Raw genomic sequence first — 24,451 nt, 5'->3', positions numbered from 1 at the left:
GCATTTACCTGGGTTTCCTCTAGGTTCATTTACTCAGGTATCTCGCCAGGTTTCCGATAACGGACACCTTGGGCGCGTCGTTCCTCCTCAGTTAGCGTTTCATCCTCAGGGGGTACGCCAAACACGGTCTCCCTTGAGCCATCCTCCCAGGTGTAGGTCGTACAGCCGGCAAGCAACAGCATTCCTAGGCAGGTAATAACGGTCAGAGGTAATCGTTTCAACAGTCGTTTGTTCACTAGCAGTATCCCGTGAAATTTGAAACCTAGCAGTATTAGTCAATTATAGAAGCCAATCGCGCAATGCGTAAATTGCGATGCAGGTTTTACGCTGACGAGTGATTTCAAAGCGTTGAAAGAGGTGGTCGGTGGGATGCTCAAAGTGAGCTACTTTTGTTAATAAGCCTGAACCAAGTTGGGCGGGGACGTTGATGGTGGCGTTGTGCTGGAGGTGTGTATGTGGTCGGTGGTTAAGTCGGTGCTTGCAGCGCTTGTTGGGGTCCAAAGTGACCGTCAGCGACGTGAAGATTTCAGCTCTAAGCATCCAGCGGCTTTTATTATTACGTTTATTATCATCACTTTACTGTTCGTTCTGATGCTTTGGGGGCTCGCTTCGTACGTCTCAGGCTAAACGAGGCAGTTTTTATTTTTCTCAATTCACGTGAACATTGCCAAGTATTTTCTATACTGAATTTTATAGCGTTTTATCGGTATTTTTCTGATTCATACGTTTATCTAGGGGTGTAGCACTAACCCATAACAAAAAATAAAAGGGGGCTTCAATGCGCTTATGGCAGAGACCATTAGTGTTTGGTGCAGGCTTGCTGAGCAGCGCCGCCTGCTTTGCCCAATCGTGGAATATGCCCATTGGGGTAACCAATGTGAGCCGTGAGATTCACGGCCTTCACATGACCATTTTTTGGATATGTGTCGTCATTGGGGTGCTGGTCTTTGGGGCCATGTTTTATTCGCTTTTTCGCTATCGACAGTCACGAGGCGCAAAAGCAGCTCACTTTCACGAAAACACCAAGATCGAAATACTCTGGACGGTGATTCCTGTTCTTATTCTGGTCGGTATGGCGATTCCCGCCACCGCGACGTTGAAAAACATGTACGACGCGTCGGACGCCGAATTGGATGTAATGATAACCGGTCAGCAGTGGCGTTGGCGTTATGAGTATCTGGGAGAGAACGTGGCATTTAACTCCAACCTCAGCACACCACGTAGCCAAATCGGTGGAGAGGAGGATCGAGGTGAACATTATCTCTTAGAAGTGGATGAGCCGCTCGTGCTGCCGATTAACCGCAAAATTCGTTTTTTAATGACATCTGACGACGTTATTCATTCCTGGTGGGTGCCGGATCTCGCCGTCAAGCAAGATACTATTCCCGGCTTTATCAACGAAAATTGGGTCAAAATAAATGAGCCGGGGATTTACCGTGGCCAGTGTGCCGAGCTTTGTGGCCTTGACCACGGTTTTATGCCCGTGGTGGTTCAGGCGATGGAGGAAAACGCTTTCGACGATTGGCTCGCAGAACGTAAAAAAGTAGCCGAACAAGAAGCTCAAGGTGTCGGGCGTGAGTGGGAGATGGATGAATTAATGGCTAGAGGGGAATCTGTCTATCAGTCGATTTGCGCTTCATGCCACCAACCTGAAGGGCAGGGCTCTCCGCCAGCCTTTCCATCGCTTGCTGGTAATCAGCAGTTAATCAATGACCTCGACTGGCACTTGGATAAAGTGATTAATGGCGTTTCTGGGGCAGCAATGCCGGCATTTCGAAATACCCTTAATCCCGTAGAAATTGCCGCGGTTGTTACCTATACACAAAACGCTTGGGGGAATGAGACGGAAGAGATCGTTCAGCCCGCGCGCGTGGCAGATCAAGTCGAACCCTAACAGCTGTATAGGTAAAGACCGACAATAATAAGTTTGGAGACGGATATGGCGCCCAAAATACCTCAGCAGTCGCCCTTGCAGCACAGCGATACGGTTGCCACTGCCGGTGGCATTCCCCAGCATGCGGCGCATCCGACTGGGTGGCGTCGCTGGGTTTTAACGACCAATCATAAAGAGATTGGCACGCTCTATTTAATCTTCTCGTTAACGATGTTTTTTGTTGGCGGTATCTTTGCGCTGGTCGTTCGAGCCGAACTGTTTCAGCCTGGATTGCAGTTGGTCGAACCAGAATTTTTTAATCAAATGACCACGATGCACGGTTTGATTATGGTATTTGCCGCGGTCATGCCGGCTTTCACTGGCCTTGCCAACTGGATGATACCGTTGCAGATTGGTGCGCCGGATATGGCGTTGCCCCGCTTGAACAATTTCAGTTTTTGGTTGCTGCCTGTTTCATTTACATTGTTACTGTCGACACTATTAATGCCGGGTGGTGGCCCTAACTTCGGTTGGACGTTTTACGCGCCACTTTCGACGACGTATGCGCCATCCTCCACGACCTTCTTCATTTTAGCGCTGCATATTGCGGGCATTAGCTCCATTCTCGGGGCAATCAATATTATTGCGACTATTCTTAACATGCGTGCACCCGGTATGCGTTTAATGGATATGCCGTTATTTGTGTGGACATGGCTAATAACCGCTTTCTTGCTCATCGCTGTTATGCCTGTTCTGGCGGGTGTGATTACGATGATGCTGATGGATATTAACTTTGGCACTAGCTTTTTTGATGCCGGGGGCGGTGGCGACCCTGTACTTTTCCAACATCTTTTTTGGTTTTTCGGCCACCCTGAAGTTTATATAATGATTCTACCTGCCTTTGGTATTGTTTCGGCAATTATTCCAACCTTTGCAAGGAAACCGCTCTTCGGTTATGCCTCAATGGTGTATGCCACTGCTGCCATTGCGTTGCTGTCTTTTTTGGTATGGGCTCACCACATGTTTGTCGTGGGACTACCGCTAGTTGCTGAGTTATTCTTTATGTATTCAACGATGCTGATCGCGGTTCCTACCGGGGTTAAAATATTTAATTGGGTGACGACTCTTTTTCGGGGTTCAATTAGTTTTGAGTCCCCTATGTTGTTTGCACTTGCTTTTGTAGTGTTGTTTACGATTGGTGGTTTTTCAGGTTTGATGTTGGCAATTTCACCTGCTGATTTCCAATATCACGATACGTATTTTGTTGTGGCCCATTTTCATTATGTCTTAGTGCCTGGCGCCATCTTCGCTATCATGGCGGGTGTTTATTATTGGTTGCCTAAGTGGACAGGGCACTATCCTAATGAAACACTTGCGAAGTGGCATTTTTGGTTTTCGGTGATTGGCGTTAATTTGACATTCTTCCCTATGCATTTTGCTGGATTGGCCGGTATGCCTAGGCGAATACCGGACTATGCGCTTCAGTTTGCAGACTTTAATTTTGTATCAAGTATCGGAGCCTTCTTTTTTGGCGCCTCACAACTGTTATTCGTATTAGTTATTGTTTTGTGTGTTAGAGGAGGGAAAAAAGCACCGGCTAAAGCATGGGAGGGCGCAGTCGATTTGGAGTGGACAGTTCCCAGTCCGGCTCCTTTGCACACCTTCGAGACGCCGCCAGTGTTCCAGTCCACTGATAAATAGTTAAATAGGCAGAGCGCTAAGTGAAAGCAATGGAGGCGAATATGCATGCAGACCAAGCTGATGGCGTTAAGAAAACGGTTACTAAGACTGTTTTCGCTTTAGTGGGGATGTTTGCCTTTGCTTTTGCGCTTGTGCCTTTATATGACGTTTTTTGTGATATCACTGGTATTAATGGAAAAGTAGCGACCACCGCGAAACGTGCTATAGGTGAAGACGTTAACACTGATCGCTTTGTGACCGTTCAATTTATTACACGTACCAGTGCCGGGCTCCCTTGGCAGTTAAGTGTCGAGAGCCATCAAGTAAAAGTACATCCTGGCCAAATGACCGAAATTGATTTTTTATTTACCAACCGCAGTCAGTCTGTTAGTGGGGGCCGAGCAGTTCCTAGCGTTAGCCCCTCTGCAGCAACAACCCACCTGCGAAAGGTAAGTTGTTTTTGTTTTCAAGAGCAGCAATTGCAGGCAAACGAAAGACTTACTATTCCACTTGTTTTTCAACTGGATAATACTCTGCCTGACGATATATCGACGGTCACCTTGGTCTATACGCTCTACCCGCTGAAAGAAAGCGATGAAAAGCCATCGGTGGCTAAAAATATGAATAACAAAAACCAGGAGATTTGATATGAGTAGCACTGGTTATTATGTACCTCCAACAAGCCGTTGGCCAATCTTGGGGTCTTTGGCAATCGGTTTGATGATGGCTGGGTTGGGCGCGCAGCTGGTTTATGGCAGCGCGACGTTGCTGATCGTAATTGGTGCTTTATCTATTATAGCGGTGATGACATTTTGGTTTCGTGATGTGATAAGTGAGTCACATCTAGGGCTTTATGACAGTCAAATGGATCGTTCTTTCCGCTGGGGAATGGGGTGGTTCATTTTTTCGGAAGTGATGTTTTTTGCTGCTTTTTTTGGCGCTTTGTTTTACGTCAGAATGTTTGCCATACCGTGGTTGGGTGGAGAAGGGGCAAAGGGAGTCTCTGCTCTTTTATGGCCAAATTTTATTGCGGAATGGCCGTTACTTAATCCCCCTGACACTTCAGTGCCTAGCCCAGAACAGGTTTTCAGCCCCTGGCAACTCCCCTTAGTGAATACATTGTTATTAGTGACATCAAGTATAACGTTGACGATTTCGCATGAGGCACTTAAAACAGGCAATCGCTCATTGTGCAGGAATTGGTTGGCTGGAACTGTCTTACTTGGTTGTTGCTTTATATTCATCCAAGGCGTCGAATACTATGAAGCTTATCAGCACTATGGCATTACCTTGGAAGCAGGCATCTTTGGCTCAACATTTTTTATATTGACAGGTTTTCATGGTGTGCACGTCATTATCGGCACTTTGATTCTTATCGTCATGCTGGCACGTGTTATGCGTGGTCATTTCGAAGACTCGCAGCATTTTGCTTTTGAAGCCTCTTGCTGGTATTGGCATTTTGTCGACGTTGTTTGGTTAGGATTGTTTATCTTTGTCTATGTTGTTTGATCTATCAGGTAAATTGGCCACTCCAAAAGCCATAGGTAATGAGTACTAAAAGCAAACAGGCGAAGCCAATACGAAATTTTAACGATATGAGTAGTCTTTTGGACGATGCACCGTCGCGTAATAGGTAACCGGCGCCTGCCAATAAACTGACTAACATGGCAATAAATATAATGATAATGAGTAGCTTAAGTAGCATGAAAAAGTTCTCCTCAGGTCGCTGGCGTCTTTGCAGCTGGTATGTTTTTTGGCTTGGAGTGATTTTGCTGGGCAGTTTTTTAGGAGCATGGCAGTGGGATCGAGCCGATAGCAAACAAGCAGCTGCGATGGCACGTGCTAATGCGCCTGCGTTGGTTAACCCTAAAACGCTTCCTGCACAAGGTGCAGAATTGACACTCAATGGTGAGTATATCGCCGAAAGCACTTTTTTTTTAGATAACCGTATTGTCGAGGGGCGTTTAGGGGTTGCTGTTTTAACCCCGTTAAAAGACCAATTTGGCCACTTGTGGTTGATTCAGCGAGGTTTTGTGGAAACAGGTACAAGTCGCGAACCACCAGAAGTTAGCACCCCAACGCATCCGGTTTCATTAACGGGCGAATGGCAGGAGGCCAACGACGATGGGCTGCTGTTTGGTCCTAATCTAGAAGGCGTAAGGTTACAGCGAATGAGCTTAGCTCCCTGGCAGGGGGTGATACCGGCCTTTCGTTATCAAGGATGGGTACATGCCGACACCGGTGATGGTGTCTTCTTGCCCTGGTGGGAGGCGAATGTGATGCCCGCAAGTAGGCACCTTGGCTACGCGTTTCAATGGTGGGGCCTATCCCTCGCGGCGCTGATTACAATGTGGCTTGGCGGGCGTTATCTGTATCAAGGTCGTACACATAACAATAAGGGGATGAATAATGGTTCTTAATTCAGTGAATCGCCAGCGCTTTAAATTAATGCTGTTATTTATCATTTTCGCTGCTCCGATTCTCACGGCGTGGGGAATGGTTGAGTGGCGTGTAGGCGTTCCTCAGCAAAGCACTGCCAATGGCTCGCCCGCTCAACAACTTCCACGATTAGAACACTGGCCAATCGCTGAGGTGCCAGAAGCCGAGGCCACCGATGCGCGTTGGACGTTAGTGTTCGATTGTTCGGTGGAGTGTATTGAACGGCAAGATGTGCTGTGGCGAATGCACCGGGCTTTGGGGCGTGATGCCATTCGCTTAATTCGACTGCGTATCGGTGGGGAAGGCAAAACGCTACCTGGCGAGCAATTGACGCGTTGGCATGAATCGCCTAGTTGGCGGCAGACAAATGGTGCCTGGCTTATTGATCCTCAAGGGCGGCCGGCCTTGTCGTTCTCTTCATCTGTTTCAGCGGAAAAGATGCTCGACGACATACAGCATCTATTTAAGGTAAACGCTAAGTAATTCAGGGCCTATGTTTGCTGTGGGGGGAGAGGGTAAATGGTTAATCATCAGCGTATTACCGTCATAAAGGGTCTCTCTTGTATAGGCATCCTCTTGACCGCCTTCGTAATGCTATTCGGCGCTTGGACACGTTTAGCCGACGCAGGCTTAGGCTGCCCCGATTGGCCGGGGTGCTATGGTCAGTGGGTTGTACCTACGGTTAACGATGCGGCTGTCAGCCACCCCAGTTTTCCGCTTGAGGCTTCAAAAGCATGGCTAGAAATGCTTCATCGTTATATTGCCACGCTGCTAGGGGCAACTGCCGTACTCTTGGTCTGGCTTGGCTGGCCATTAAGAAACATAAACCGCTATCCGTGGGGCATTAGCGTCTTGTTATTATTTGTGGTGGTCGCCCAAGGGCTATTTGGAGCATTGACGGTAACGCTTAAATTATGGCCCCAGGTCGTTACTTTGCATTTGCTGGGCGGCATGAGTGTACTTTGTCTATTTGTTTGGCTGTATTGCCGTATGAGGTTAGTGGAATTTAGACCAAGCAAGCCGCCACGTCGGGCATCTGCGTTTTGGTGGCTGGTAGCTGTATTGCTGTTTGGCCAGTTAGCGCTGGGTGGCTGGGTATCTAGCAATTACGCAGGCACGGCCTGCTATGGCTTTCCGTCATGTAATGCACAATGGTGGCCAGAGATAGACCTGAGCGAAGGGTTTCACTTAACCCAAACAGTTGGGCCTAATTATTTACATGGTCAATTACACGCTGACGCGCGAACCGCAATTCACTTTGTGCATCGCCTTTGGGGCGGCTTATTGGGTATTGCACTGGTAATTTTGTGGTGGCGGCACCGTCATCATAAAGCGGCTTTGGGGCTGGTCGGTGTGGTAAAAATTTACTGTTTACAGGTAATGCTAGGCATCGCCAGCGTCCTGTTATGGCTACCGCTATGGTTGGCGCTACTGCACACTGCGGGAGCAATGGCGCTTGTCGTGAGCTACTTGCTTGCTTGGTGGCGGTGGCGCCATGGCCCTTTAGAAAGCAGAGCTACCCCTATTTATTCTCCTTCGTTAGTGTCCTATTGGCCACTTTTGACGTTGTCACGAAATACGCCTGTTCGATCAAACAACCTCGAAACCGAGCGCTCTACGCGATGCGATTAGGAGGGGGTATGCTATTTTTACGGGTGTGACTGAGCTATACATGAAATGTCTGAAGAATGAATAGCCTGGGCGGCATGGATGTTGTAGGGTCTCAGTCGTATGTCGTGTACAATTCTGGTAGAAAAATTTACATGTCTGAGTAAGGAGCATCATGAGTTCCACTGCCGCGTTGATACTTTTATTCGTTGCGATCATCGTCATTGTCGGCTTAGCCGGATACGCCTATCGTCTTCGTCAAGAAGTAAAGCGACGTGATGCCTTTCGCGTTGAAGAAGATCAACGCGCGCAATTAAATAGTTTAGAAAATCTTGATTGGGTGACGGCGGCCTTGGTGCAAGAACAAGTGGATGTGACTGAGGGGGCGTGGCGTTGCAAGGTACTGCTGGAAATTATTGACCCCAGCTTGCCTGAAAAGCCCGAATTTCAAGCATTTACTGAGCATTACCAGCGCACGAAACATCTTAAAACTCATTCAGCCAGGCAGCAATTAACCCCACGGGAACGTATGCAAGAAGATCGTGAGCGGCTTGAGGCAGAAGACCAAATGCGCAGTGATGTGCTAGCGGCTGCACAGGCCGTTATTACGTGGCGTAAACAAGGCGGAAAGGGCCTCCATTAAGCTGTCAGTAGATTGACGAATCATGTTTTGTCAGTGTAGCCGTTGGTATTTAGTGCTCTCTGCACTAATTTTGCTATGCTGAGGGGAGTCGGTGTCAGCAACAAGTTGATATATCGGCTAGTTGCCTTCAAACACCGTTTTGGTACTGTGGGCGGCAGCTCAACATCGAAAATGGCCAACTTGGACGATGTTTAGCAGGCGAAAAATGGATGCTCTCGCTTAAAAGAAGCATTAGATAGACGTGGTCACTAATGGCCATGTCAGCAATGGATCAAGAAGGAGTCTTGTATGAATAAATCAACGACTGGTTTGCTAATCGGTTCCGCTCTGGTAGTGGGCCTTTCTGGCTGTGCCAGCTCTGCCTCTCAGTCTTCTGGTCAAAGCCAGATGAGCAGTGGAGATCGCAGCTGGTACCAGCATCCTTTTGTTTGCGGCCTGGCTGGCAGTGTCATTGGCGGCAGCATCGGTTATGCGAGCAGCAGCAGCTCTGATGAAGATACTGGTGCAGCTATTGGTGCAACAGCGGGGGCAACCATCGGTAGCATGCTTTGCGCCGATAGCACGCCCGCGCCTGAGACGCCGCAGTGTCCTGGTTATGCTGGCGAAATCCCAGCCGGTGCGGCTGTCGATGCTGAAGGTTGTCCGTTAGATTCTGATAACGACGGTGTGCCCGATTTCCGCGACCAGTGCCCAGGTACGCCTGCTGGTGTTGAGGTAAATGCGGACGGTTGCCCGTTAGATTCAGACAATGACGGCGTGCCGGACTACCGTGATCAGTGTCCCAACACACCGGCCGGTGTAGAAGTTAACTCATTAGGTTGCCCTGACAGCGTCGTACTGCAGGAAGTGAACTTTGAGTTCGATTCTGCTCAGTTGACCTCTGAAGCGCGCAACGTACTGAATGGTGTGGCTGAACGTCTGGTTAACAACCCCGGCGTTCGTGTTCGCATTGAGGGTCATACTGATTCGGTCGGTTCTAACCAGTACAACATGGATCTTTCACAAGCTCGTGCTGAATCTGTGACCAGCTACCTCGCCTCACGTGGCGTTGATGCTAACCGCATGATGGCTGAAGGCTTTGGTGAAGAGCAGCCAATTGCCACCAACGATACTGAAGCAGGTCGCGCAGAAAACCGTCGTGTAGAGCTGGATGAGTGGAACTAAGAAAGATCGTTAAACGTCTTTTTCTGAATGACTTAAAGTACGTTTAATAAATCAAACGGGGGGCTTATGCCCTCCGTTTTTTTATTTATGCGGTGGCTGACATCTGTTAGCCTTACCCGCTTATTAGTGATCAATTAACCTCTACACCATTGATAGCGAAATGTGATCCTTGGTATGGATCACCACTGCGCTCAAGGAAATTTTGCATGCCAATTGTGACACTGCCTGACGGCAGCCAAAAAACGTTTGATGCGCCGCTTTCCATAATGCAATTGGCAGAGTCCATTGGCCCTGGTTTGGCCAAGGCCTGCGTTGCCGGGAAAATTGATAATGTCTTGGTTGATGCGGCGGATCTTATCGAAAAAGATGCTCAAGTGGCGATCATCACCGCCCGTGATGCTGAAGGCCTTGAGATCATTCGGCATTCCTGTGCCCATTTGATTGGTCACGCGGTAAAACAGCTATATCCAGATGCCAAGATGGCCATCGGCCCGGTAATCGAAGACGGCTTTTATTACGATATCGAATTTGGCGGCTCAGTGTCGTCTGACGATCTGGACGCGATTGAAGCCCGTATGAAAGCACTCATTGATCACGAGTATGACGTTGTTCGCGAGTACGTCGACCGCGATCAAGCGATGCTGACGTTCCTGCATCGTGAAGAGCCCTACAAGCAAGAAATTGTACGAGATATTCCTGAGGGTGCCTCCATCCGGTTGTACCATCATGAAGAATACACGGATATGTGTCGCGGCCCTCACGTGCCCAATACCCGTCACCTTAAAGCATTTAAGCTGACCAAGTTGGCCGGTGCCTATTGGCGTGGTGATGCAGCAAATCCTATGCTGACACGAATTTATGGAACGGCCTGGGCAGACAAAAAACAGCTTAAAGCCTATCTTAAGCGCCTTGAAGAAGCGGAAAAACGCGATCACCGTAAATTAGCCCGCAAGATGGATCTGTTCCATCTGCAAGAAGAAGCACCGGGTATGGTGTTTTGGCATCCAAACGGCTGGACTATGTATCAGGCGCTGGAAGACTACATGCGCCGGATTCAGCGTGAACATGGTTATCAAGAAATTAAAACGCCCCAGGTAGTAGACCTATCCCTTTGGAAAAAATCAGGCCACTGGGGCCACTATAACGAACTGATGTTTACGACAGAATCGGAAAAACGTGAGTACGCCGTTAAACCGATGAACTGCCCGTGCCACGTACAGGTGTTTAATCAAGGTCTCAAAAGTTATCGTGATTTACCGCTACGTTTGGCGGAATTCGGTAGCTGCCACCGTAATGAGCCCTCTGGTTCGTTGCACGGTCTCATGCGAGTTCGTGGCTTTACCCAAGACGATGCACATATTTTCTGTACTGAAAGCCAGATCCAGGCTGAAGCGGAAGCGTTCATTGCGCTAACACTTCAAGTGTATAAAACACTTGGCTTTGAGGATGTGGAACTTAAGCTATCCACGCGGCCCGACGACTTTCTAGGCGAGGCCGATGTTTGGGATCAGGCCGAGCAAGGCTTAGAAGCTGCGCTAAATGCCACGGGGCTTGAGTGGGACTTGCAGCCAGGTGAAGGGGCGTTTTATGGCCCGAAAATTGAGTTCGCGCTGCGTGATTGCCTGAATCGCGTGTGGCAATGTGGTACGCTACAGCTCGATTTTAATTTGCCAGGTCGGCTCGGGGCACAATACGTAGCTGAAGACGGGGCTCGTAAAACCCCGGTAATGCTGCATCGTGCGATTTTAGGTTCCTTTGAGCGCTTTTTAGGAATTTTGATTGAGCATTATGCAGGTGCCATGCCGTTGTGGTTAGCACCGCAGCAAGTTGTTATCATGACGATTACCGATTCGCAGCGTGATTATGCCCTTGCTTTAGAGCAACGTTTGCAAAAAAATGCGATGCGGGCTAAAGCGGACTTGAGGAACGAGAAAATCGGCTTTAAAATCCGTGAGCATACGTTACAGAAAGTTCCTTATCTTCTGGTGGTAGGAGATAAAGAAGTAGACGCTGACTCAGTGGCCGTGCGAACTCGCAGCGGCGAAGATCTCGGCATTATGACGGTCGATGAATTCATCGAACGTTTTAGTGCAGAGCGAGCAGCCCTGGCGACATCGTCAATTGCCTAAGGAGACGAGCGATCAAGAGAAGCAACCAGCGCGGGCGTCCAGCAGACAAACGCCCACCAATGAACGAGCGAATTACCGAAGAAGAAGTGCGTCTTATTGATAGCGACGGTGAGCAGTTGGGTGTTGTGCCCACCACCGAAGCATTAGAGCGTGCTCAATCGGCCGGTTTGGATCTCGTGCAAATTTCGAATGCCGATCCCATTGTCTGTAAGATTATGGATTACGGCAAATTCGTTTTTGAGCAGAAAAAGCAAAAAGCGGCTCAAAAGAAAAAGCAGAAGCAAATTCAGGTCAAGGAAGTTAAATTCCGGCCTGGCACCGACGAGGGCGATTATCAGGTCAAGCTTAAAAACCTGACGCGCTTTTTAGAAGGTGGTGACAAGGGTAAGGTCACATTGCGCTTCCGTGGTCGTGAAATGGCGCACCAAGATATCGGCCGTAAGCTGATGGAAAGGATCGCGGCAGACCTGGAAGAGATCGGTGCGGTGGAGTCATTTCCAAAAATGGAAGGCCGCCAAATGATCATGATCCTTGCCCCGAAAAAGAAGTGATCCAACGGCGAAGTTAACGGACTACCTCAAGGGGTAGTAGGCCCTGGATTTTCTAAAAAACATCGAGCGGAGTTATCCTCATGCCGAAAATCAAAAGCAACAGTGGTGCTGCAAAGCGCTTCAAAAAGACAGCGAATGGCTTCAAGCACAAGCAGTCTTTCCGTAGCCACATCTTGACCAAGAAGTCGACCAAGCGTAAGCGTCAGTTGCGTGGTATGAAGCAGATCCACGCGTCTGATAAAGCGCTCATCCAGCGCATGCTGCCGAATCTGTAAGGTCGAAATTTCTTATTCTGAGTGCTTTTTGCCTCAGTCGTAAAGTCAGGAGTGTGTTATGACTCGTGTTAAGCGTGGCGTAGTTGCCCGTCGTCGCCATAAAAAAGTATTGAAGCAGGCCAAAGGTTATTACGGTGCACGTTCGCGTGTATTTCGTGTAGCCAAGCAGGCTGTCATCAAAGCAGGTCAGTATGCCTATCGTGACCGCCGCAACCGCAAGCGCCAGTTTCGTGCGTTGTGGATTCAGCGTATTAATGCGGGCGCGCGCATTAACGGCATGTCTTACAGCCGCTTTGTTGGTGGCCTGAAGAAGGCTGGTATTGAAATTGACCGTAAAGTATTGGCTGACTTAGCAGTTCACGAAAAAGCGGCATTTGCTGCGATTGTGGAAAAAGCGAAGGCTGCCCAATAAGCTCTATCAGGCGCTAGTCGCGCCAGTGGATGCCACGGTCATTTTAGTGTGACCCATACAGGGGAAGAGCAGCCGCTCTTCCCCTGTTTTTATGTCACGGTCTTCAATCATAATGTGACCCGCCATCATTGAGATGGAAACTGCTTAATTCGGAGTAAACAGGATGGACCACCTTCCAGCGCTGGTATCTGAAGCTCGCGACGCCATTCAGGCTGCGCATAACGTCGCTGCGTTAGATGAAGTGCGCGTACGCTACTTGGGTAAAAAGGGGGAAATGACTGCTTTGCTTAAGGGCTTGGGCAAGCTGTCCGCTGAAGAGCGTCCCGCCGCAGGTGAGCGTATTAATCGTGCCAAGCAGACGCTGGCCGCAGAGATTGACGCGAAGCGTCAGCAGCTCGAGAGTGATGCGCTTAATGTGCGACTGGCAGCGGAGCGAATTGATGTCACTTTGCCAGGGCGTACGCAGTCTGATGGCGGTCTGCATCCGGTGACTCGCACATTAGAGCGGATTGAAGGGCTGTTTACGCGGATTGGCTTCGATGTCGCCGTGGGGCCTGAAATAGAAGACGATTATCATAATTTTGAAGCGCTTAATATTCCTGCGCACCATCCCGCCCGGGGGATGGCCGATACGTTTTACTTTGATGCCACGCGTCTGCTGCGCACGCACACCTCGCCTGTGCAAGTACGTACCATGAAAACGACGGAGCCCCCCATCCGCATTGTGTGCCCGGGGCGCGTCTATCGTAGCGACTCGGATTTGACCCATACGCCCATGTTTCATCAGGTCGAGGGGTTGCTGGTTGATGAGGACATCAGTTTTGCGGATCTAAAAGGAACCATAGAAGATTTCCTGCAGGCCTTTTTTGAGCGCGATGACCTGTCGGTGCGTTTTCGTCCTTCTTATTTTCCATTCACTGAGCCGTCTGCCGAAGTCGATATTCAGTGCGTGATGTGTGGTGGCACTGGTTGTCGCGTCTGTTCCCATAGCGGCTGGATAGAAATCATGGGGTGCGGCATGGTGCACCCTGAAGTCTTTCGGCACTCGGGTATCGATGCCGAACGCTTTACGGGCTTTGCGTTCGGCATGGGCGCTGAGCGCCTGGCCATGCTCCGGTACGGCGTTAACGATCTGCGTCTGTTCTTTGAGAACGATCTGCGCTTCTTGCGCCAGTTTGCTTAAGACCACTGCCAAACACAGGAACGAGCATGAAATTTTCAGAACAGTGGCTGCGTGAATGGATTTCACCGCAGCTTGATACCCAAGCGGTAGCCGATCAAGTCACCATGGCGGGCCTGGAAGTCGACGCAGTCGAACCAGTGGCGGCGTCGTTTAGCGCTGTGGTCGTGGCCGAGGTGCTGACCAAGGGCCAGCATCCTGACGCTGATAAGCTCAATGTGTGCACGGTGGATGACGGCAGTGGCGCACCGGTTCAGGTGGTGTGTGGTGCACCCAATGTGGCCGTTGGCCAGAAGGTACCTTTCGCCCGGGTAGGCGGTGTTTTGCCCGGCGATTTCAAGATCAAGAAAGCCAAGCTGCGTGGCGTTGAGTCTCAGGGCATGATTTGCTCCGCCTCCGAGCTGGGGCTCGAGGAAGAAACGTCAGCCGGTATCCTTGAATTGCCGGATGAGGCGCGCGTCGGCCTCGACGTTCGCGACTTCATGAATCTCAACGATATGACCATTGAGGTCGACCTCACTCCTAACCGTGGCGATTGTCTCAGCATCAAGGGGATGGCACGCGAGGTGGGAGTCCTCAATCGCATGACGGTGACAGAACCGGATATAACGCCGGTGCCCGCCACGATTGACGAGACGTTTGCCGTCGACATCGAAGCGACGGATCAATGCCCCCGCTATCTGGGCCGTGTGATCAGCAACGTTGACGTCACTGCTGAGACGCCGCTCTGGATGGTGGAACGTTTGCGACGCAGCGGCGTGCGCTCGATTGATCCGGTCGTTGATATTACCAACTACGTGATGTTGGAGCTTGGCCAGCCGATGCACGCCTTTGACCGGGATAACCTGACGGGCAGCATGGTGATTCGCATGGCGCGTCCGGGAGAGTCGTTGACGCTGCTTGATGGTCAGCAGGTAGCGCTGCGTCCTGAAACGCTGGTGATTGCCGATCAGGCCGGCCCGCTTGCCATGGCCGGCATCATGGGGGGGGAGCTATCCGGGGTGAGCGAAATCACCCGGACGATCTTTCTCGAGTCAGCTTTCTTCAGCCCGCTGGCGATTGCCGGTCAAGCCCGGTCGTATGGCTTGCATACCGATGCGTCACACCGCTTCGAGCGCGGCGTTGACCCGTTACTGACGCCGCAGGCGGTTGAGCGCGCCACCCGGTTGCTGCTGGATATTTGCGGTGGCCAGGCAGGTCCCGTTGTAGAGGCAAGCTGTGACGCGACAATGCCCGCACCGCGCCGCGTCGTCCTGCGTGAAGCGCGGCTTGAAAAAGCACTATCAAAACGCCTGGACAAGGACGATGTCGCCGATATCCTCAAGCGTCTGGGCTTTGATGTGGCGGTAGGTGACGGCGACTGGCAGGTGGACGTGCCCAGCTGGCGGTTTGATGTCGCCATCGAGGAAGACCTCATTGAAGAAATCGCGCGCATCCACGGCTACAACAATCTGCCGGTGCGGCGCCCGGCCGCGCGTCTGTCGCTGCGTGCTGAGGATGAAGCCGTGCTTCCGCTGAAGCTGCTGCGCCGCCAGATGGTCGCGCGTGGGTTCCAGGAGGCGATTACCTATAGCTTTATCGCCCCAGAGTTACAGTCGGCCATGTTGCCCGATGCCGTATCACCGGTACTTGCTAACCCCATTTCAGCGGATATGTCGGTGATGCGCGCTAGCTTGCTGCCCGGCTTGGTTCGCGCCATGGAGCATAATCTTAATCGCCAACAAACCCGGGTTCGTCTCTTTGAAACGGGCCTGGTCTTTAACGGTGAGTTAGATAGCTTGTCCCAAGTACCCATGATGGGTGCGTTGGTGTGCGGCTCCCGTGAGTCAGAAGGGTGGAGTGGTGCCAAGGCGCGCGTTGATTTTTACGATCTAAAGGGGGATCTGGAGAGCTTGCTGGCGCTAGGCGGTAATCGCGAGGCGTGGCGCTTCGAGCCTGGTGAGCATCCTGCCCTGCACCCCGGTCAGAGTGCCCAGGTGCTGTTTGAAGGCAAACCGGCGGGTTGGATTGGCACCTTGCATCCTCAGGTGCGGGCGACGCTTGGGCTTAAGGTGGATGCGGTAGTGTTCGAGGTGCGCTTAGACCGCCTAAGCCAAGGTCAGGTGCCTGCCTTCGAGCCTCTATCACGGTTTCCTGAAGTGCGTCGCGATCTTGCCTTTACGCTGGCTGACGACCGCCCTGTCCAGGCATTGTTGGACGCTGCGCGTGGCGCTGCGGGTGAATACCTAAAAGACATAACGCTATTTGATGTCTATGCTGGTAAAGGTGTGGCCGAAGGATATAAGAGTGTTGCCTTGGGGTTGACCTGGCAGCACCCTTCACGCACGCTGAATGACGAAGAAATCAATGAGTTGGTTGAGTCGATAGTGGCACAGGTGCAAGTCGAGTTAGGTGCCGAGCTACGCGGCTAACAGTACCAAGTCGCGAGCAGTCTCGTCTTGGAAGGGTTGAGCTACATGGAGGGAGTCCTATGGGTGCGTTGACCAAAGCAGAGCTAGCGGAGCACTTACACACCGAGCTGTCGTTTTCTAAGCGAGAAGCCAAGGCCATGGTCGAAGCTTTTTTCGAAGAAATTCGTGCCTGCCTGCGGGAGAATGAGCAGGTAAAATTGTCAGGGTTTGGCAACTTTGATTTGCGCGATAAACGCGAACGCCCTGGTCGGAACCCTAAAACCGGTGAGGAAATTCCGATTTCAGCGCGCCGTGTTGTGACGTTTCGTCCTGGCCAAAAGCTCAAGCAGCAAGTAGAGCACTATCAAGGTTCGTCGTCTTAAGAAGCAAGCGTACTGAGGGTTTAGCCAAGCTACATGCCTCAAACAGCCCCCGTTGACATGAGGCGTTGGTCAGCGGGGGCTTTTAGCGTTTATCGGATGGTTGAAAATCCCAGGCGTGCGTCATTTCACTGGGACATGTTAATATCTGAGTAAATTCATCAGGTATTGGTCGGCACATTGTCGGCGATACACGATTTTGTTTTGGGAGCCACAATGCCTCGGCTGAGTATTTTAGTAGGAACGATGTATGGCGGTGCGTTGGATGTTGCGGAGCAAGTCAAACCTCTGTTTGAGCAGGCAGGCTATGATGTCGACGTGTTAGAACAGCCAGCGCTCGCCGACATCACAGATTCGTCGCCTGATCTCGTGCTGTTTTGTGTATCCACAACGGGTAGCGGTGACTTTCCAGGTAACTTTGTGCCCTTCGTTCGCGATCTGCAGGCGCAGAGTCCGTCGCTTTCAACACTAACCTATGGGTTGATAGCGCTGGGTGACAGCTCCTACGGTGAAACATTTTGCGGCGCAGGCCGTCAGTTGGACGAGCTGCTAGCGGATCTCGGCGCAGTACGCCTGGGGGAGCGTTTAGAGGTCGACGCAATGGAGACGTTCATGGCCGACGATGCTGCCATACCGTGGGTCGAGTCATGGCTTGAATCCGAACAGTTAGCGGTGGGGAGCTAATGCAACCAGGTAACCCAGCGTCGGCTCAACGGGTGAGTAGTGCTCTGGGCCTGTGTGTGGTTATGCTCACCGCTTTGCCCCGTTATCTTGCAGGCGGAAACGAGACTCGTTTGTCGTTGATTCTTGTGGCGTTTGTGGTCGTACTAGTGGCCACTGTTATGCAGTGGCGACTGTTATCCGATGCTGGACGTCGTTGTCTTCCAGGCATGTTAAAGCGCCTACTGCTGATGATGGGGTTGGGGCTATTGGTGATGGGGGCTTGGCATGCGCTATTCACCGATTGGATAAGCTGGCAGGTATTTATTTCCCATGCCAGCACCTTTGGTCTTATCGCCCATGTCATCAGTTTGTGGTGGATGACCAATAGCGATAAGCCTAAAACTTCATAAATTCGCTATTTTACACTCAGTCGATGTCGATTCGGCCCTTTAAGCAGCCCTTTTCCCTTGTATTTCACGTTTCAGCCCCCATCTTGCGAGCATGGCGCTTGCCACCGTGCGCCAGGGTTCTTAAAATTAACCCTTGGACTTATTTACAGCAATCAACACAACGCCCAGCCGTTAGAGGACAATTCATGCAAGTTTCCGTCGAGACGACCTCCCAGATTGAGCGCCGCATCACGATTCAAGTGCCTGCCGGCGAAATCGATGAGGCTGTCAATACTCGCTTAAAAGAAACGGCGAAGAACGTTCGCTTGAATGGTTTTCGCCAAGGGCGAGTGCCGATGGCCGTGGTTCGTCAACGTTACGGTGAAAGTGTACGTAACGAAGTAGTTGGCGAAGTGATGCGTGAACGCTACGTGCGTGCGATCACTGATGAAGGCTTTAACCCGGCGGGCTATCCGCAAATTGAGCCAACCGTCAACGAAGCTGGCAAAGACTTTGAGTTCGTCGCGACGATGGAGGTTTATCCGGAGGTCGAGCTTGCCTCGATCGAAGGTACCGAAGTCGAGCGCCCGGTGGTTGAGGTGACCGACGCAGACGTTGACGAAATGATCGCGACGCTACGTAAACAGAATGCCGCGTGGGAAGAAGTTGATGCGGCCGCTGAAGACGGCGACCAAGTGACCATCGATTTCCAAGGCTATATAGGCGATGAGCCGTTTGAAGGCGGCAGCGCGGAAGGTCACGAACTGGTGATCGGCTCGAACAGCTTTATCCCTGGTTTTGAAGAGCAACTGATCGGCGCAAAGGCAGGGGACGATAAAACCATCAAGGTGACCTTCCCCGACGATTACCAAGCTGAGCATTTGGCGGGTAAAGAAGCCTCCTTCCAGGTGAAGGTTCACAAAGTGAGCCGTCAGTCGCTACCCGAAGTCGACGCCGAGTTCATTGAACGATTCGGTGTTGAAGGCGGTGATGAAACCAAATTCCGCGCTGAAATCAAAAAGAACATGACGCGTGAAGCTGCCCAAGCAGTCGATAACCGCGTTAAGCAGCAAATAATGGATGCGCTGAAAAAAGCCAACGATATCCCTGTGCCGACCGCGCTGGTTCAACAGGAAACCGACGGCATGAAACGTCAGGCCGCGCAACAGTTCGGCCTGGGTGAAGATTTCGACGTTAGCCAGCTACCCAATGAACTTTTCGAAGAGCAGGCCAAAGGGCGTGTGCAGGTGGGTCTGCTGTTAGCTGAAGTGATCAAAGCGAATGAGCTTGATGCTTCGGACGACGAGATCAAGGCAAAGGTAGAAGAGCTGGCCGAACAGTATCAGGATCCTTCTGAGGTCGTTGACTATTATATGGGCAACGAGCAGATGAAAACCCAAGTTAAATCTGCCGTTCTCGAAGAAAAAGCGGTTGATAAATTGCTTGAGCAGGCAACCGTTAAAGACGTTGATATGTCCTACCAGCAAGTGCTGGCAGCGGCTCAGCAACAAGCTGAGGCAGGCGAGGGCGCTGAGGAAGACGAAGCAACTAGCGCATAACCTCCCTGACGCTGGCGCACCTGCTGGGTGCGCCATTCCCTTATCGGACGCAAGGAATCACCTAAATGAGTGAGTTTGATATTCAAAACGCCGGCGGTTTAGTGCCCATGGTGGTGGAGCAAAGCGCCAAAGGGGAAAGATCCTACGATATTTACTCGCGGCTACTTAAAGAGCGCGTCATCTTTTTGGTGGGTCCGGTCGAGGATTATACCGCCAACTTGGTGGTGGCTCAGCTGCTGTTTCTTGAGTCAGAAAATCCCGACAAAGACATCCATCTCTACATTAACTCGCCCGGCGGGTCAGTGACGGCGGGCATGTCGATTTACGATACCATGCAGTTTGTTAAGCCGGATGTTTCGACGGTGTGCATCGGCCAGGCGGCCAGTATGGGTGCGCTACTGTTGACCGCCGGTGCTGCTGGCAAGCGTTATTGTCTGCCCAATTCTCGGTTGATGATTCACCAGCCATTGGGTGGCTATCAAGGGCAAGCGTCGGATATTGAAATTCATACCCGAGAGATATTGGGTATCCGTGAAAAGCTAAATCAGATTTTGGCGCACCACACTGGTCAGGACATCGAAGACGTTGCGCGCGATACCGATCGCGACAACTTTATGAGCTCTAGCAAAGCTCAAGAGTACGGCTTGATTGATGCAGTGCTGGATAAGCGGCCTACATCCTGATAGCGTGACAGGATACTGCTTTACCAACGAGCTTATATGGCGGTGTTAACCGCCGCAGTGAAAGAGGTACGCGAATGGCCGACGGCAAAGGCAAAGACGAAGGCGGCAAACTGCTTTACTGCTCGTTTTGCGGCAAGAACCAAAACGAAGTCAGAAAGCTGATTGCTGGCCCGTCCGTCTATATCTGCGATGAGTGTGTCGACTTGTGTAACGACATCATTCGCGAGGAAGTTCTCGAAGCCGATGCCGAGAGCGACGAGGAGCGTTTACCTACGCCTCGCGAAATACGCTACACGCTTGACGACTACGTCATCGGGCAAGACCGCGCCAAAATGGTGCTGTCTGTCGCTGTGTATAATCATTACAAGCGACTGAAATCTGAAGTTCGCGAGAGTGACGTTGAATTAGGTAAATCCAACATTCTGCTCATTGGTCCGACCGGTAGTGGTAAAACGCTGCTGGCTGAAACCATGGCTCGCTTGTTGAACGTGCCGTTTACTATTGCTGACGCGACTACCCTGACGGAAGCAGGCTACGTGGGTGAAGATGTTGAAAACATCATCCAAAAGCTACTGCAGAAGTGCGACTACGACGTCGAGAAGGCGGAGCGCGGCATTGTCTATATCGACGAAATCGACAAGATTTCACGCAAGTCCGATAATCCGTCCATCACACGTGACGTATCCGGCGAAGGCGTGCAGCAGGCGCTGCTCAAGCTGATCGAGGGCACGACAGCGTCTGTGCCACCGCAGGGCGGTCGTAAACACCCCCAGCAAGAGTTCGTGCAGGTGAATACCGCCAACATGCTGTTTATTGTCGGCGGGGCATTTGCCGGGCTGGATAAAGTTATCCGCGACCGTGTTGAAAAGGGTGGTATCGGTTTCAATGCGACTGTGAAGAGCAAGGAATCTTCACGCGGAGTCGGTGAGTTGCTGGCCGATGTCGAACCAGATGACCTGGTCAAGTTTGGTCTTATTCCAGAGTTCGTCGGTCGTCTACCGGTTATCGCCACGCTCACCGAGCTCACTGAAGAAGCGTTGATAGAAATACTGACCGAGCCCAAGAACTCGTTGATCAAGCAGTACTCCAAGCTGTTTGAAATGGAGAACGTGACGCTTGAGTTCCGTGATGATGCGCTTCGCGCTGTTGCTGAAAAAGCAATGGAGCGTAAAACCGGTGCTCGTGGCTTAAGGTCGATCCTTGAATCCGTATTGCTTGATACCATGTACGAAATTCCTTCTTTGGAAGGTGTCAGCAAAGTGGTGATCGAAGCCTCGGTAATTGCCGGTGAAAGTGAGCCGCTGTTGATTTACTCCCAGCAAGAAGAGGCACGCGTCGACGGTACTGATGGTTAAGCCCATCACCGAAGATTGCATAGCTTTCTATCGCTTTCGCGGTTAGCGCCAGTCAAGGGGTCGCCTAGGCGGCCCCTTGTCATTCTTAGCGCTGCGTTACTCGCTGCCTTAGCCGCACTTTTAACGTAGTCAGTTCTCTTCCCAGAACTTATCTGATTTATCGAGGAACGTCTGCGATGCAGCAGAGCGACGAACAGACACAGTGTCTACCCCTTTTGCCATTGCGCGATGTCGTGGTTTATCCGCAAATGGTGATCCCCTTATTTGTGGGCCGTGAAAAGTCTATCCAAGCCCTTGAAGCGGCGATGGAGGCTGATAAACGTGTATTGCTAGTGGCTCAACGTGAGGCATCTCAAGACGAGCCCGACAACGCCGATCTTTATGCTATTGGGACAGTAGCCGACATCATGCAGCTGTTGAAGCTGCCCGATGGAACGGTGAAAGTGCTGATTGAAGGCAATTATCGTGCGGATGTCAGTCGTATTGACGAACACGCCGACGGTTACACTCAGGCGCATCTCACCCCCCGCGAAAGTCAACCACTGACGTCCCGTGAACAAGAGGCATTGGTTCGGGTATTGCTTAATCAGTTTGAGCAATACGTTAAATTGTCGAAGAAGGTACCCAACGAAGTCCTTAACTCGTTATCGGGCATTGAGGATCCGAGTCGTTTGGTCGATACCATCTGCGCCCATTTGTCGCTAAAAATTGGCGATAAACAAGAGCTCCTAGAGATGGATCGTGTTCGCGATCGCATTGAGCACTTGATGGCGTTGATCGAATCCGAAATTGACCTTTTGCAGGTTGAAAAGCGGATTCGCTCGCGTGTCAAAGAGCAGATGGAAAAGACACAGCGTGAGTACTATCTGAACGAGCAAATGAAAGCCATCCAAAAAGAGATGGGCGAGCTCGACAATGTACCCAATGAAGCTGAAAAATATGAGCAGGCGATTGAGTCGTCGGGAATGCCAAAAGAGGCCGCTGAGAAAGCCACACAAGAGCTGAATAAGCTCAAAATGATGGCGGCGAATTCAGCTGAAGCAAGCGTGGTTCGTTCCTACTTGGACTGGCTGGTGGCGGTGCCCTGGAAAAAACGCACGCGCGTTAAGCACGATTTACAGAAAGCCCAGCAGGTGCTTGATGAAGACCACTATGGTCTTGAGGAAGTAAAAGCGCGCATCTTGGAATACTTGGCGGTACAAAAGCGCGTAAAGAAGATGAAGGGGCCCGTGCTGTGTTTAGTCGGACCGCCTGGGGTAGGTAAAACGTCGCTAGGTCAGTCGATTGCGCGAGCGACCAATCGTAAATACGTGCGTCTCGCTCTTGGCGGCGTGCGCGATGAGTCAGAAATACGCGGGCACCGTCGTACTTACATTGGCTCATTGCCAGGTAAGTTGATGCAGCGTATGAGCCGTGCGGGAGTTAAAAACCCGCTTTTCCTGCTCGATGAAGTCGATAAATTAGGCATGGATCATCGTGGCGACCCCGCCTCGGCGCTCTTAGAAGTACTGGATCCTGAGCAGAACAATAGCTTTAGCGACCACTACTTAGAGCTAGATTATGACCTGTCCGAGACGCTATTTATCTGTACGGCGAACTCGATGAACATTCCGGGTCCTTTGTTGGATCGCATGGAAATTATCCGACTGCCTGGCTACACCGAAGATGAAAAGTTGGCGATTGCTAAACGGTACCTGTTGCCTAAGCAGTTGAAAGCCAATGGGTTGAAAGATGATGAGTTGGCGCTTGAAGACGAGGCGCTGTTGGAGCTTATTCGTTACTACACTCGTGAAGCAGGCGTGCGTGAGTTGGAGCGCCAAATTGCGAAGGTGTGTCGTAAAGTGTTACGCGAGCGTATAGAGCCTTCTGCGGTAAACGAAGACGAACAGCCACCGAATCTGCTGGCGGCCAAGCATATTGAGCATTACGCAGGCGTGCGGCGTTATAGTTACGGGCTTGCCGAGGAAGATGATCAAGTTGGCCGTGTCACTGGGCTGGCATGGACATCGGTCGGTGGCGAGTTGCTTAATATCGAGTCGGTGGTAACGCCTGGCAAAGGACGTATCAACAAGACTGGTTCGCTGGGCGATGTCATGAAAGAGTCCGTCAGTGCCGCGCAAACCGTGGTGCGTGCTCGGGCAGAGGCCTACGGTATCGATGCCGAGCGTTTCGAGAAAGAAGACCTGCATATTCACGTCCCTGAAGGTGCTACCCCTAAAGATGGGCCCAGTGCCGGGGTTGCGATGGTGACGGCCATTGTCTCGGCCTATACCCAGCGTCCCGTAAAGTGTCAGGTGGCGATGACGGGTGAAGTGAACCTGCGTGGAGAGGTTATGCCGATAGGTGGGTTAAAGGAGAAATTGCTGGCAGCCCGCCGTGGTGGTATAAAGATAGTCTTGATTCCGGAAGAAAATCGTCGTGATCTCAAAGAGGTACCGGACAATATCAAGGAAGCATTGGATATTCGCCCGGTACGTTGGATTGACGATGTGCTTGCCGTGGCGTTAGCCGACGAGCCTTTAGAAGGTGCGCCGCTACCTAAAACGGATAAAGCTTTCGGTAGTACTGCCGTTGCCAATACACATTAGCAGCGCTGAATAACCGCCGATATTTTGTTTGTATCATTGCCCAATGCCGTTATGGCGGGCACATTCGGGCAGGGTCGCTTGACAGTCGTTTCGAGGCATTGCTATAAAACGCTGCTATGCTTTGATCGTCGATTACATCGGTGACCATGCCGTTAGAGCCATTTTTTTTGAAACAGTCAAGGGGTGAAGTGTGAATAAGTCTGAGCTGATTGAAGCCATTGCCGCGTCTGCCGATATACCAAAAGCAGCGGCAACCCGCGCATTGGATGCCATGGTGGAGTCTGTCACCGATAGCCTTAAAAAAGGCGATAGCGTTTCACTGGTGGGCTTTGGAACCTTCGCGATTAAAGAACGTGCTGCGCGCACTGGCCGTAACCCGCAGACAGGTCAGCCAATTCAGATCAGTGCGGCAAAAGTGCCTAGCTTCAAAGCCGGTAAAGCCTTGAAAGACGCCGTTAACTAATTTGTCCGCGTTTGTATAATCTATGGG

Annotated in this window: 26 protein-coding genes; 24 read left to right on the top strand and 2 right to left on the bottom strand. The window is 51.2% G+C overall.

From position 1 onward, the window contains the following. Positions 1 to 29 precede the first annotated feature (29 nt). Complete coding sequence (locus BLR97_RS19535; RefSeq protein WP_139172893.1) at positions 30 to 236, bottom strand: hypothetical protein; 207 nt, start codon at positions 234 to 236, stop codon at positions 30 to 32. Positions 237 to 453: 217 nt separating this feature from the next. Between BLR97_RS19535 and BLR97_RS03785 the strand changes: the two genes are divergently transcribed. The 5 genes from BLR97_RS03785 (at position 454) to BLR97_RS03765 (ending at position 5,062) form a co-directional block, all read left to right on the top strand. Further along, positions 454 to 627, top strand: a complete 174-nt coding sequence (locus BLR97_RS03785) for a DUF2970 domain-containing protein (RefSeq protein WP_089702633.1) — start codon at positions 454 to 456, stop codon at positions 625 to 627. Positions 628 to 778: 151 nt separating this feature from the next. After that, the gene (gene coxB / locus BLR97_RS03780) at positions 779 to 1,894 is read left to right on the top strand and encodes a cytochrome c oxidase subunit II (protein WP_089702631.1); all 1,116 of its coding nucleotides are present in this window, start codon (positions 779 to 781) and stop codon (positions 1,892 to 1,894) included. A 45-nt stretch (positions 1,895 to 1,939) separates the two neighbouring features. Beyond that, a complete protein-coding gene (gene ctaD, locus BLR97_RS03775; protein ID WP_089702629.1) occupies positions 1,940 to 3,574 on the top strand; it encodes a cytochrome c oxidase subunit I in 1,635 nt (544 codons plus the stop codon). Between the two features lie 41 nt (positions 3,575 to 3,615). Beyond that, positions 3,616 to 4,200, top strand: a complete 585-nt coding sequence (locus tag BLR97_RS03770; RefSeq protein WP_089702628.1) for a cytochrome c oxidase assembly protein — start codon at positions 3,616 to 3,618, stop codon at positions 4,198 to 4,200. A 1-nt stretch (position 4,201) separates the two neighbouring features. Further along, entirely contained in the window at positions 4,202 to 5,062 is an 861-nt protein-coding gene (locus tag BLR97_RS03765; RefSeq protein WP_089702627.1) for a cytochrome c oxidase subunit 3, read from the top strand. Positions 5,063 to 5,066: 4 nt separating this feature from the next. Here the strand turns inward: BLR97_RS03765 and BLR97_RS03760 are convergent, their stop codons facing one another. Further along, a complete protein-coding gene (locus tag BLR97_RS03760; RefSeq protein ID WP_089702624.1) occupies positions 5,067 to 5,258 on the bottom strand; it encodes a DUF2909 family protein in 192 nt (63 codons plus the stop codon). On the opposite strand from BLR97_RS03760, the gene BLR97_RS03755 reads away from it, so the two are divergent. From BLR97_RS03755 to hupB, 19 genes are all read left to right on the top strand, one after another. Then, positions 5,257 to 5,973 carry an SURF1 family protein gene (locus BLR97_RS03755; RefSeq protein WP_089702622.1) on the top strand — a complete coding sequence of 239 codons (717 nt, stop codon included), beginning with the start codon at positions 5,257 to 5,259 and terminating at the stop codon, positions 5,971 to 5,973. The two genes, BLR97_RS03760 and BLR97_RS03755, sit on opposite strands and share 2 nt — an antisense overlap. Continuing rightward, positions 5,963 to 6,475, top strand: coding sequence for a hypothetical protein (locus tag BLR97_RS03750; protein WP_089702620.1), 513 nt, complete (start codon positions 5,963 to 5,965; stop codon positions 6,473 to 6,475). Before BLR97_RS03755 ends, BLR97_RS03750 begins: the two co-directional genes overlap by 11 nt. Positions 6,476 to 6,511: 36 nt before the next feature. Further along, on the top strand, positions 6,512 to 7,624 hold the full coding sequence (locus tag BLR97_RS03745; protein WP_089702618.1) for a COX15/CtaA family protein: 1,113 nt from the start codon (positions 6,512 to 6,514) through the stop codon (positions 7,622 to 7,624). A gap of 151 nt (positions 7,625 to 7,775) precedes the next feature. Continuing rightward, positions 7,776 to 8,243 (top strand): DUF2489 domain-containing protein, encoded by a 468-nt coding sequence (locus tag BLR97_RS03740; RefSeq protein WP_089702616.1) that lies wholly within the window; start codon positions 7,776 to 7,778, stop codon positions 8,241 to 8,243. A 288-nt stretch (positions 8,244 to 8,531) separates the two neighbouring features. Next, positions 8,532 to 9,407 (top strand): OmpA family protein, encoded by an 876-nt coding sequence (locus BLR97_RS03735; protein ID WP_089702614.1) that lies wholly within the window; start codon positions 8,532 to 8,534, stop codon positions 9,405 to 9,407. A 206-nt stretch (positions 9,408 to 9,613) separates the two neighbouring features. Beyond that, positions 9,614 to 11,536 (top strand): threonine--tRNA ligase, encoded by a 1,923-nt coding sequence (gene thrS / locus BLR97_RS03730; protein WP_089702612.1) that lies wholly within the window; start codon positions 9,614 to 9,616, stop codon positions 11,534 to 11,536. A 59-nt stretch (positions 11,537 to 11,595) separates the two neighbouring features. Further along, positions 11,596 to 12,087, top strand: a complete 492-nt coding sequence (infC, locus tag BLR97_RS03725; RefSeq protein ID WP_139172891.1) for a translation initiation factor IF-3 — start codon at positions 11,596 to 11,598, stop codon at positions 12,085 to 12,087. An 80-nt stretch (positions 12,088 to 12,167) separates the two neighbouring features. Then, positions 12,168 to 12,362, top strand: a complete 195-nt coding sequence (rpmI, locus tag BLR97_RS03720; RefSeq protein WP_009724291.1) for a 50S ribosomal protein L35 — start codon at positions 12,168 to 12,170, stop codon at positions 12,360 to 12,362. 58 nt (positions 12,363 to 12,420) lie between these two features. After that, on the top strand, positions 12,421 to 12,774 hold the full coding sequence (gene rplT / locus BLR97_RS03715) for a 50S ribosomal protein L20 (protein ID WP_009097607.1): 354 nt from the start codon (positions 12,421 to 12,423) through the stop codon (positions 12,772 to 12,774). A gap of 163 nt (positions 12,775 to 12,937) precedes the next feature. Next, positions 12,938 to 13,957, top strand: coding sequence for a phenylalanine--tRNA ligase subunit alpha (pheS, locus tag BLR97_RS03710; protein WP_089702608.1), 1,020 nt, complete (start codon positions 12,938 to 12,940; stop codon positions 13,955 to 13,957). 26 nt (positions 13,958 to 13,983) lie between these two features. Further along, entirely contained in the window at positions 13,984 to 16,365 is a 2,382-nt protein-coding gene (gene pheT / locus BLR97_RS03705) for a phenylalanine--tRNA ligase subunit beta (protein WP_089702606.1), read from the top strand. A gap of 59 nt (positions 16,366 to 16,424) precedes the next feature. Continuing rightward, positions 16,425 to 16,727, top strand: coding sequence for an integration host factor subunit alpha (locus BLR97_RS03700; protein ID WP_089702604.1), 303 nt, complete (start codon positions 16,425 to 16,427; stop codon positions 16,725 to 16,727). A 213-nt stretch (positions 16,728 to 16,940) separates the two neighbouring features. Continuing rightward, the gene (locus tag BLR97_RS03695; RefSeq protein WP_089702602.1) at positions 16,941 to 17,408 is read left to right on the top strand and encodes a flavodoxin; all 468 of its coding nucleotides are present in this window, start codon (positions 16,941 to 16,943) and stop codon (positions 17,406 to 17,408) included. Next, positions 17,408 to 17,797 carry a hypothetical protein gene (locus BLR97_RS03690; protein WP_089702600.1) on the top strand — a complete coding sequence of 130 codons (390 nt, stop codon included), beginning with the start codon at positions 17,408 to 17,410 and terminating at the stop codon, positions 17,795 to 17,797. Before BLR97_RS03695 ends, BLR97_RS03690 begins: the two co-directional genes overlap by 1 nt. A 185-nt stretch (positions 17,798 to 17,982) precedes the next feature. Further along, positions 17,983 to 19,335 carry a trigger factor gene (gene tig, locus BLR97_RS03685; RefSeq protein WP_089702599.1) on the top strand — a complete coding sequence of 451 codons (1,353 nt, stop codon included), beginning with the start codon at positions 17,983 to 17,985 and terminating at the stop codon, positions 19,333 to 19,335. A 65-nt stretch (positions 19,336 to 19,400) separates the two neighbouring features. Further along, positions 19,401 to 20,018, top strand: coding sequence for an ATP-dependent Clp endopeptidase proteolytic subunit ClpP (gene clpP / locus BLR97_RS03680; protein WP_089702596.1), 618 nt, complete (start codon positions 19,401 to 19,403; stop codon positions 20,016 to 20,018). Between the two features lie 74 nt (positions 20,019 to 20,092). Next, positions 20,093 to 21,373 (top strand): ATP-dependent Clp protease ATP-binding subunit ClpX, encoded by a 1,281-nt coding sequence (clpX, locus tag BLR97_RS03675; RefSeq protein WP_089702594.1) that lies wholly within the window; start codon positions 20,093 to 20,095, stop codon positions 21,371 to 21,373. Between the two features lie 176 nt (positions 21,374 to 21,549). After that, a complete protein-coding gene (gene lon / locus BLR97_RS03670) occupies positions 21,550 to 23,961 on the top strand; it encodes an endopeptidase La (protein WP_089702592.1) in 2,412 nt (803 codons plus the stop codon). 190 nt (positions 23,962 to 24,151) lie between these two features. Next, positions 24,152 to 24,424 (top strand): nucleoid-associated protein HU-beta, encoded by a 273-nt coding sequence (hupB, locus tag BLR97_RS03665; protein WP_027335814.1) that lies wholly within the window; start codon positions 24,152 to 24,154, stop codon positions 24,422 to 24,424. The last annotated feature ends 27 nt before the right edge of the window (positions 24,425 to 24,451 follow it).

The sequence above is a fragment of the Vreelandella arcis genome, assembly GCF_900103865.1.
GTDB classification, from domain to species: Bacteria; Pseudomonadota; Gammaproteobacteria; order Pseudomonadales; family Halomonadaceae; genus Vreelandella; species Vreelandella arcis.
Note: the sequence above shows the minus strand (reverse complement) of the source record. Positions and strands in the feature narration are given on the sequence as shown.

Excerpts from the sequence above, each read along its gene's own strand:
- BLR97_RS03745 (WP_089702618.1), top strand. The coding sequence starts at position 6,512 with ATGGTTAATCATCAGCGTATTACCGTCATAAAGGGTCTCTCTTGTATA.
- coxB (WP_089702631.1), top strand. The coding sequence starts at position 779 with ATGCGCTTATGGCAGAGACCATTAGTGTTTGGTGCAGGCTTGCTGAGC.
- clpX (WP_089702594.1), top strand. The coding sequence starts at position 20,093 with ATGGCCGACGGCAAAGGCAAAGACGAAGGCGGCAAACTGCTTTACTGC.
- BLR97_RS03770 (WP_089702628.1), top strand. The coding sequence starts at position 3,616 with ATGCATGCAGACCAAGCTGATGGCGTTAAGAAAACGGTTACTAAGACT.
- rplT (WP_009097607.1), top strand. The coding sequence starts at position 12,421 with ATGACTCGTGTTAAGCGTGGCGTAGTTGCCCGTCGTCGCCATAAAAAA.
- pheS (WP_089702608.1), top strand. The coding sequence starts at position 12,938 with ATGGACCACCTTCCAGCGCTGGTATCTGAAGCTCGCGACGCCATTCAG.
- BLR97_RS03735 (WP_089702614.1), top strand. The coding sequence starts at position 8,532 with ATGAATAAATCAACGACTGGTTTGCTAATCGGTTCCGCTCTGGTAGTG.
- clpP (WP_089702596.1), top strand. The coding sequence starts at position 19,401 with ATGAGTGAGTTTGATATTCAAAACGCCGGCGGTTTAGTGCCCATGGTG.
- ctaD (WP_089702629.1), top strand. The coding sequence starts at position 1,940 with ATGGCGCCCAAAATACCTCAGCAGTCGCCCTTGCAGCACAGCGATACG.
- BLR97_RS03785 (WP_089702633.1), top strand. The coding sequence starts at position 454 with ATGTGGTCGGTGGTTAAGTCGGTGCTTGCAGCGCTTGTTGGGGTCCAA.
- BLR97_RS03695 (WP_089702602.1), top strand. The coding sequence starts at position 16,941 with ATGCCTCGGCTGAGTATTTTAGTAGGAACGATGTATGGCGGTGCGTTG.
- BLR97_RS03760 (WP_089702624.1), bottom strand. The coding sequence starts at position 5,258 with ATGCTACTTAAGCTACTCATTATCATTATATTTATTGCCATGTTAGTC.
- tig (WP_089702599.1), top strand. The coding sequence starts at position 17,983 with ATGCAAGTTTCCGTCGAGACGACCTCCCAGATTGAGCGCCGCATCACG.
- BLR97_RS03690 (WP_089702600.1), top strand. The coding sequence starts at position 17,408 with ATGCAACCAGGTAACCCAGCGTCGGCTCAACGGGTGAGTAGTGCTCTG.
- thrS (WP_089702612.1), top strand. The coding sequence starts at position 9,614 with ATGCCAATTGTGACACTGCCTGACGGCAGCCAAAAAACGTTTGATGCG.
- BLR97_RS03755 (WP_089702622.1), top strand. The coding sequence starts at position 5,257 with ATGAAAAAGTTCTCCTCAGGTCGCTGGCGTCTTTGCAGCTGGTATGTT.
- BLR97_RS03700 (WP_089702604.1), top strand. The coding sequence starts at position 16,425 with ATGGGTGCGTTGACCAAAGCAGAGCTAGCGGAGCACTTACACACCGAG.
- lon (WP_089702592.1), top strand. The coding sequence starts at position 21,550 with ATGCAGCAGAGCGACGAACAGACACAGTGTCTACCCCTTTTGCCATTG.
- pheT (WP_089702606.1), top strand. The coding sequence starts at position 13,984 with ATGAAATTTTCAGAACAGTGGCTGCGTGAATGGATTTCACCGCAGCTT.
- infC (WP_139172891.1), top strand. The coding sequence starts at position 11,596 with ATGAACGAGCGAATTACCGAAGAAGAAGTGCGTCTTATTGATAGCGAC.
- BLR97_RS03750 (WP_089702620.1), top strand. The coding sequence starts at position 5,963 with ATGGTTCTTAATTCAGTGAATCGCCAGCGCTTTAAATTAATGCTGTTA.
- BLR97_RS03765 (WP_089702627.1), top strand. The coding sequence starts at position 4,202 with ATGAGTAGCACTGGTTATTATGTACCTCCAACAAGCCGTTGGCCAATC.
- rpmI (WP_009724291.1), top strand. The coding sequence starts at position 12,168 with ATGCCGAAAATCAAAAGCAACAGTGGTGCTGCAAAGCGCTTCAAAAAG.
- BLR97_RS03740 (WP_089702616.1), top strand. The coding sequence starts at position 7,776 with ATGAGTTCCACTGCCGCGTTGATACTTTTATTCGTTGCGATCATCGTC.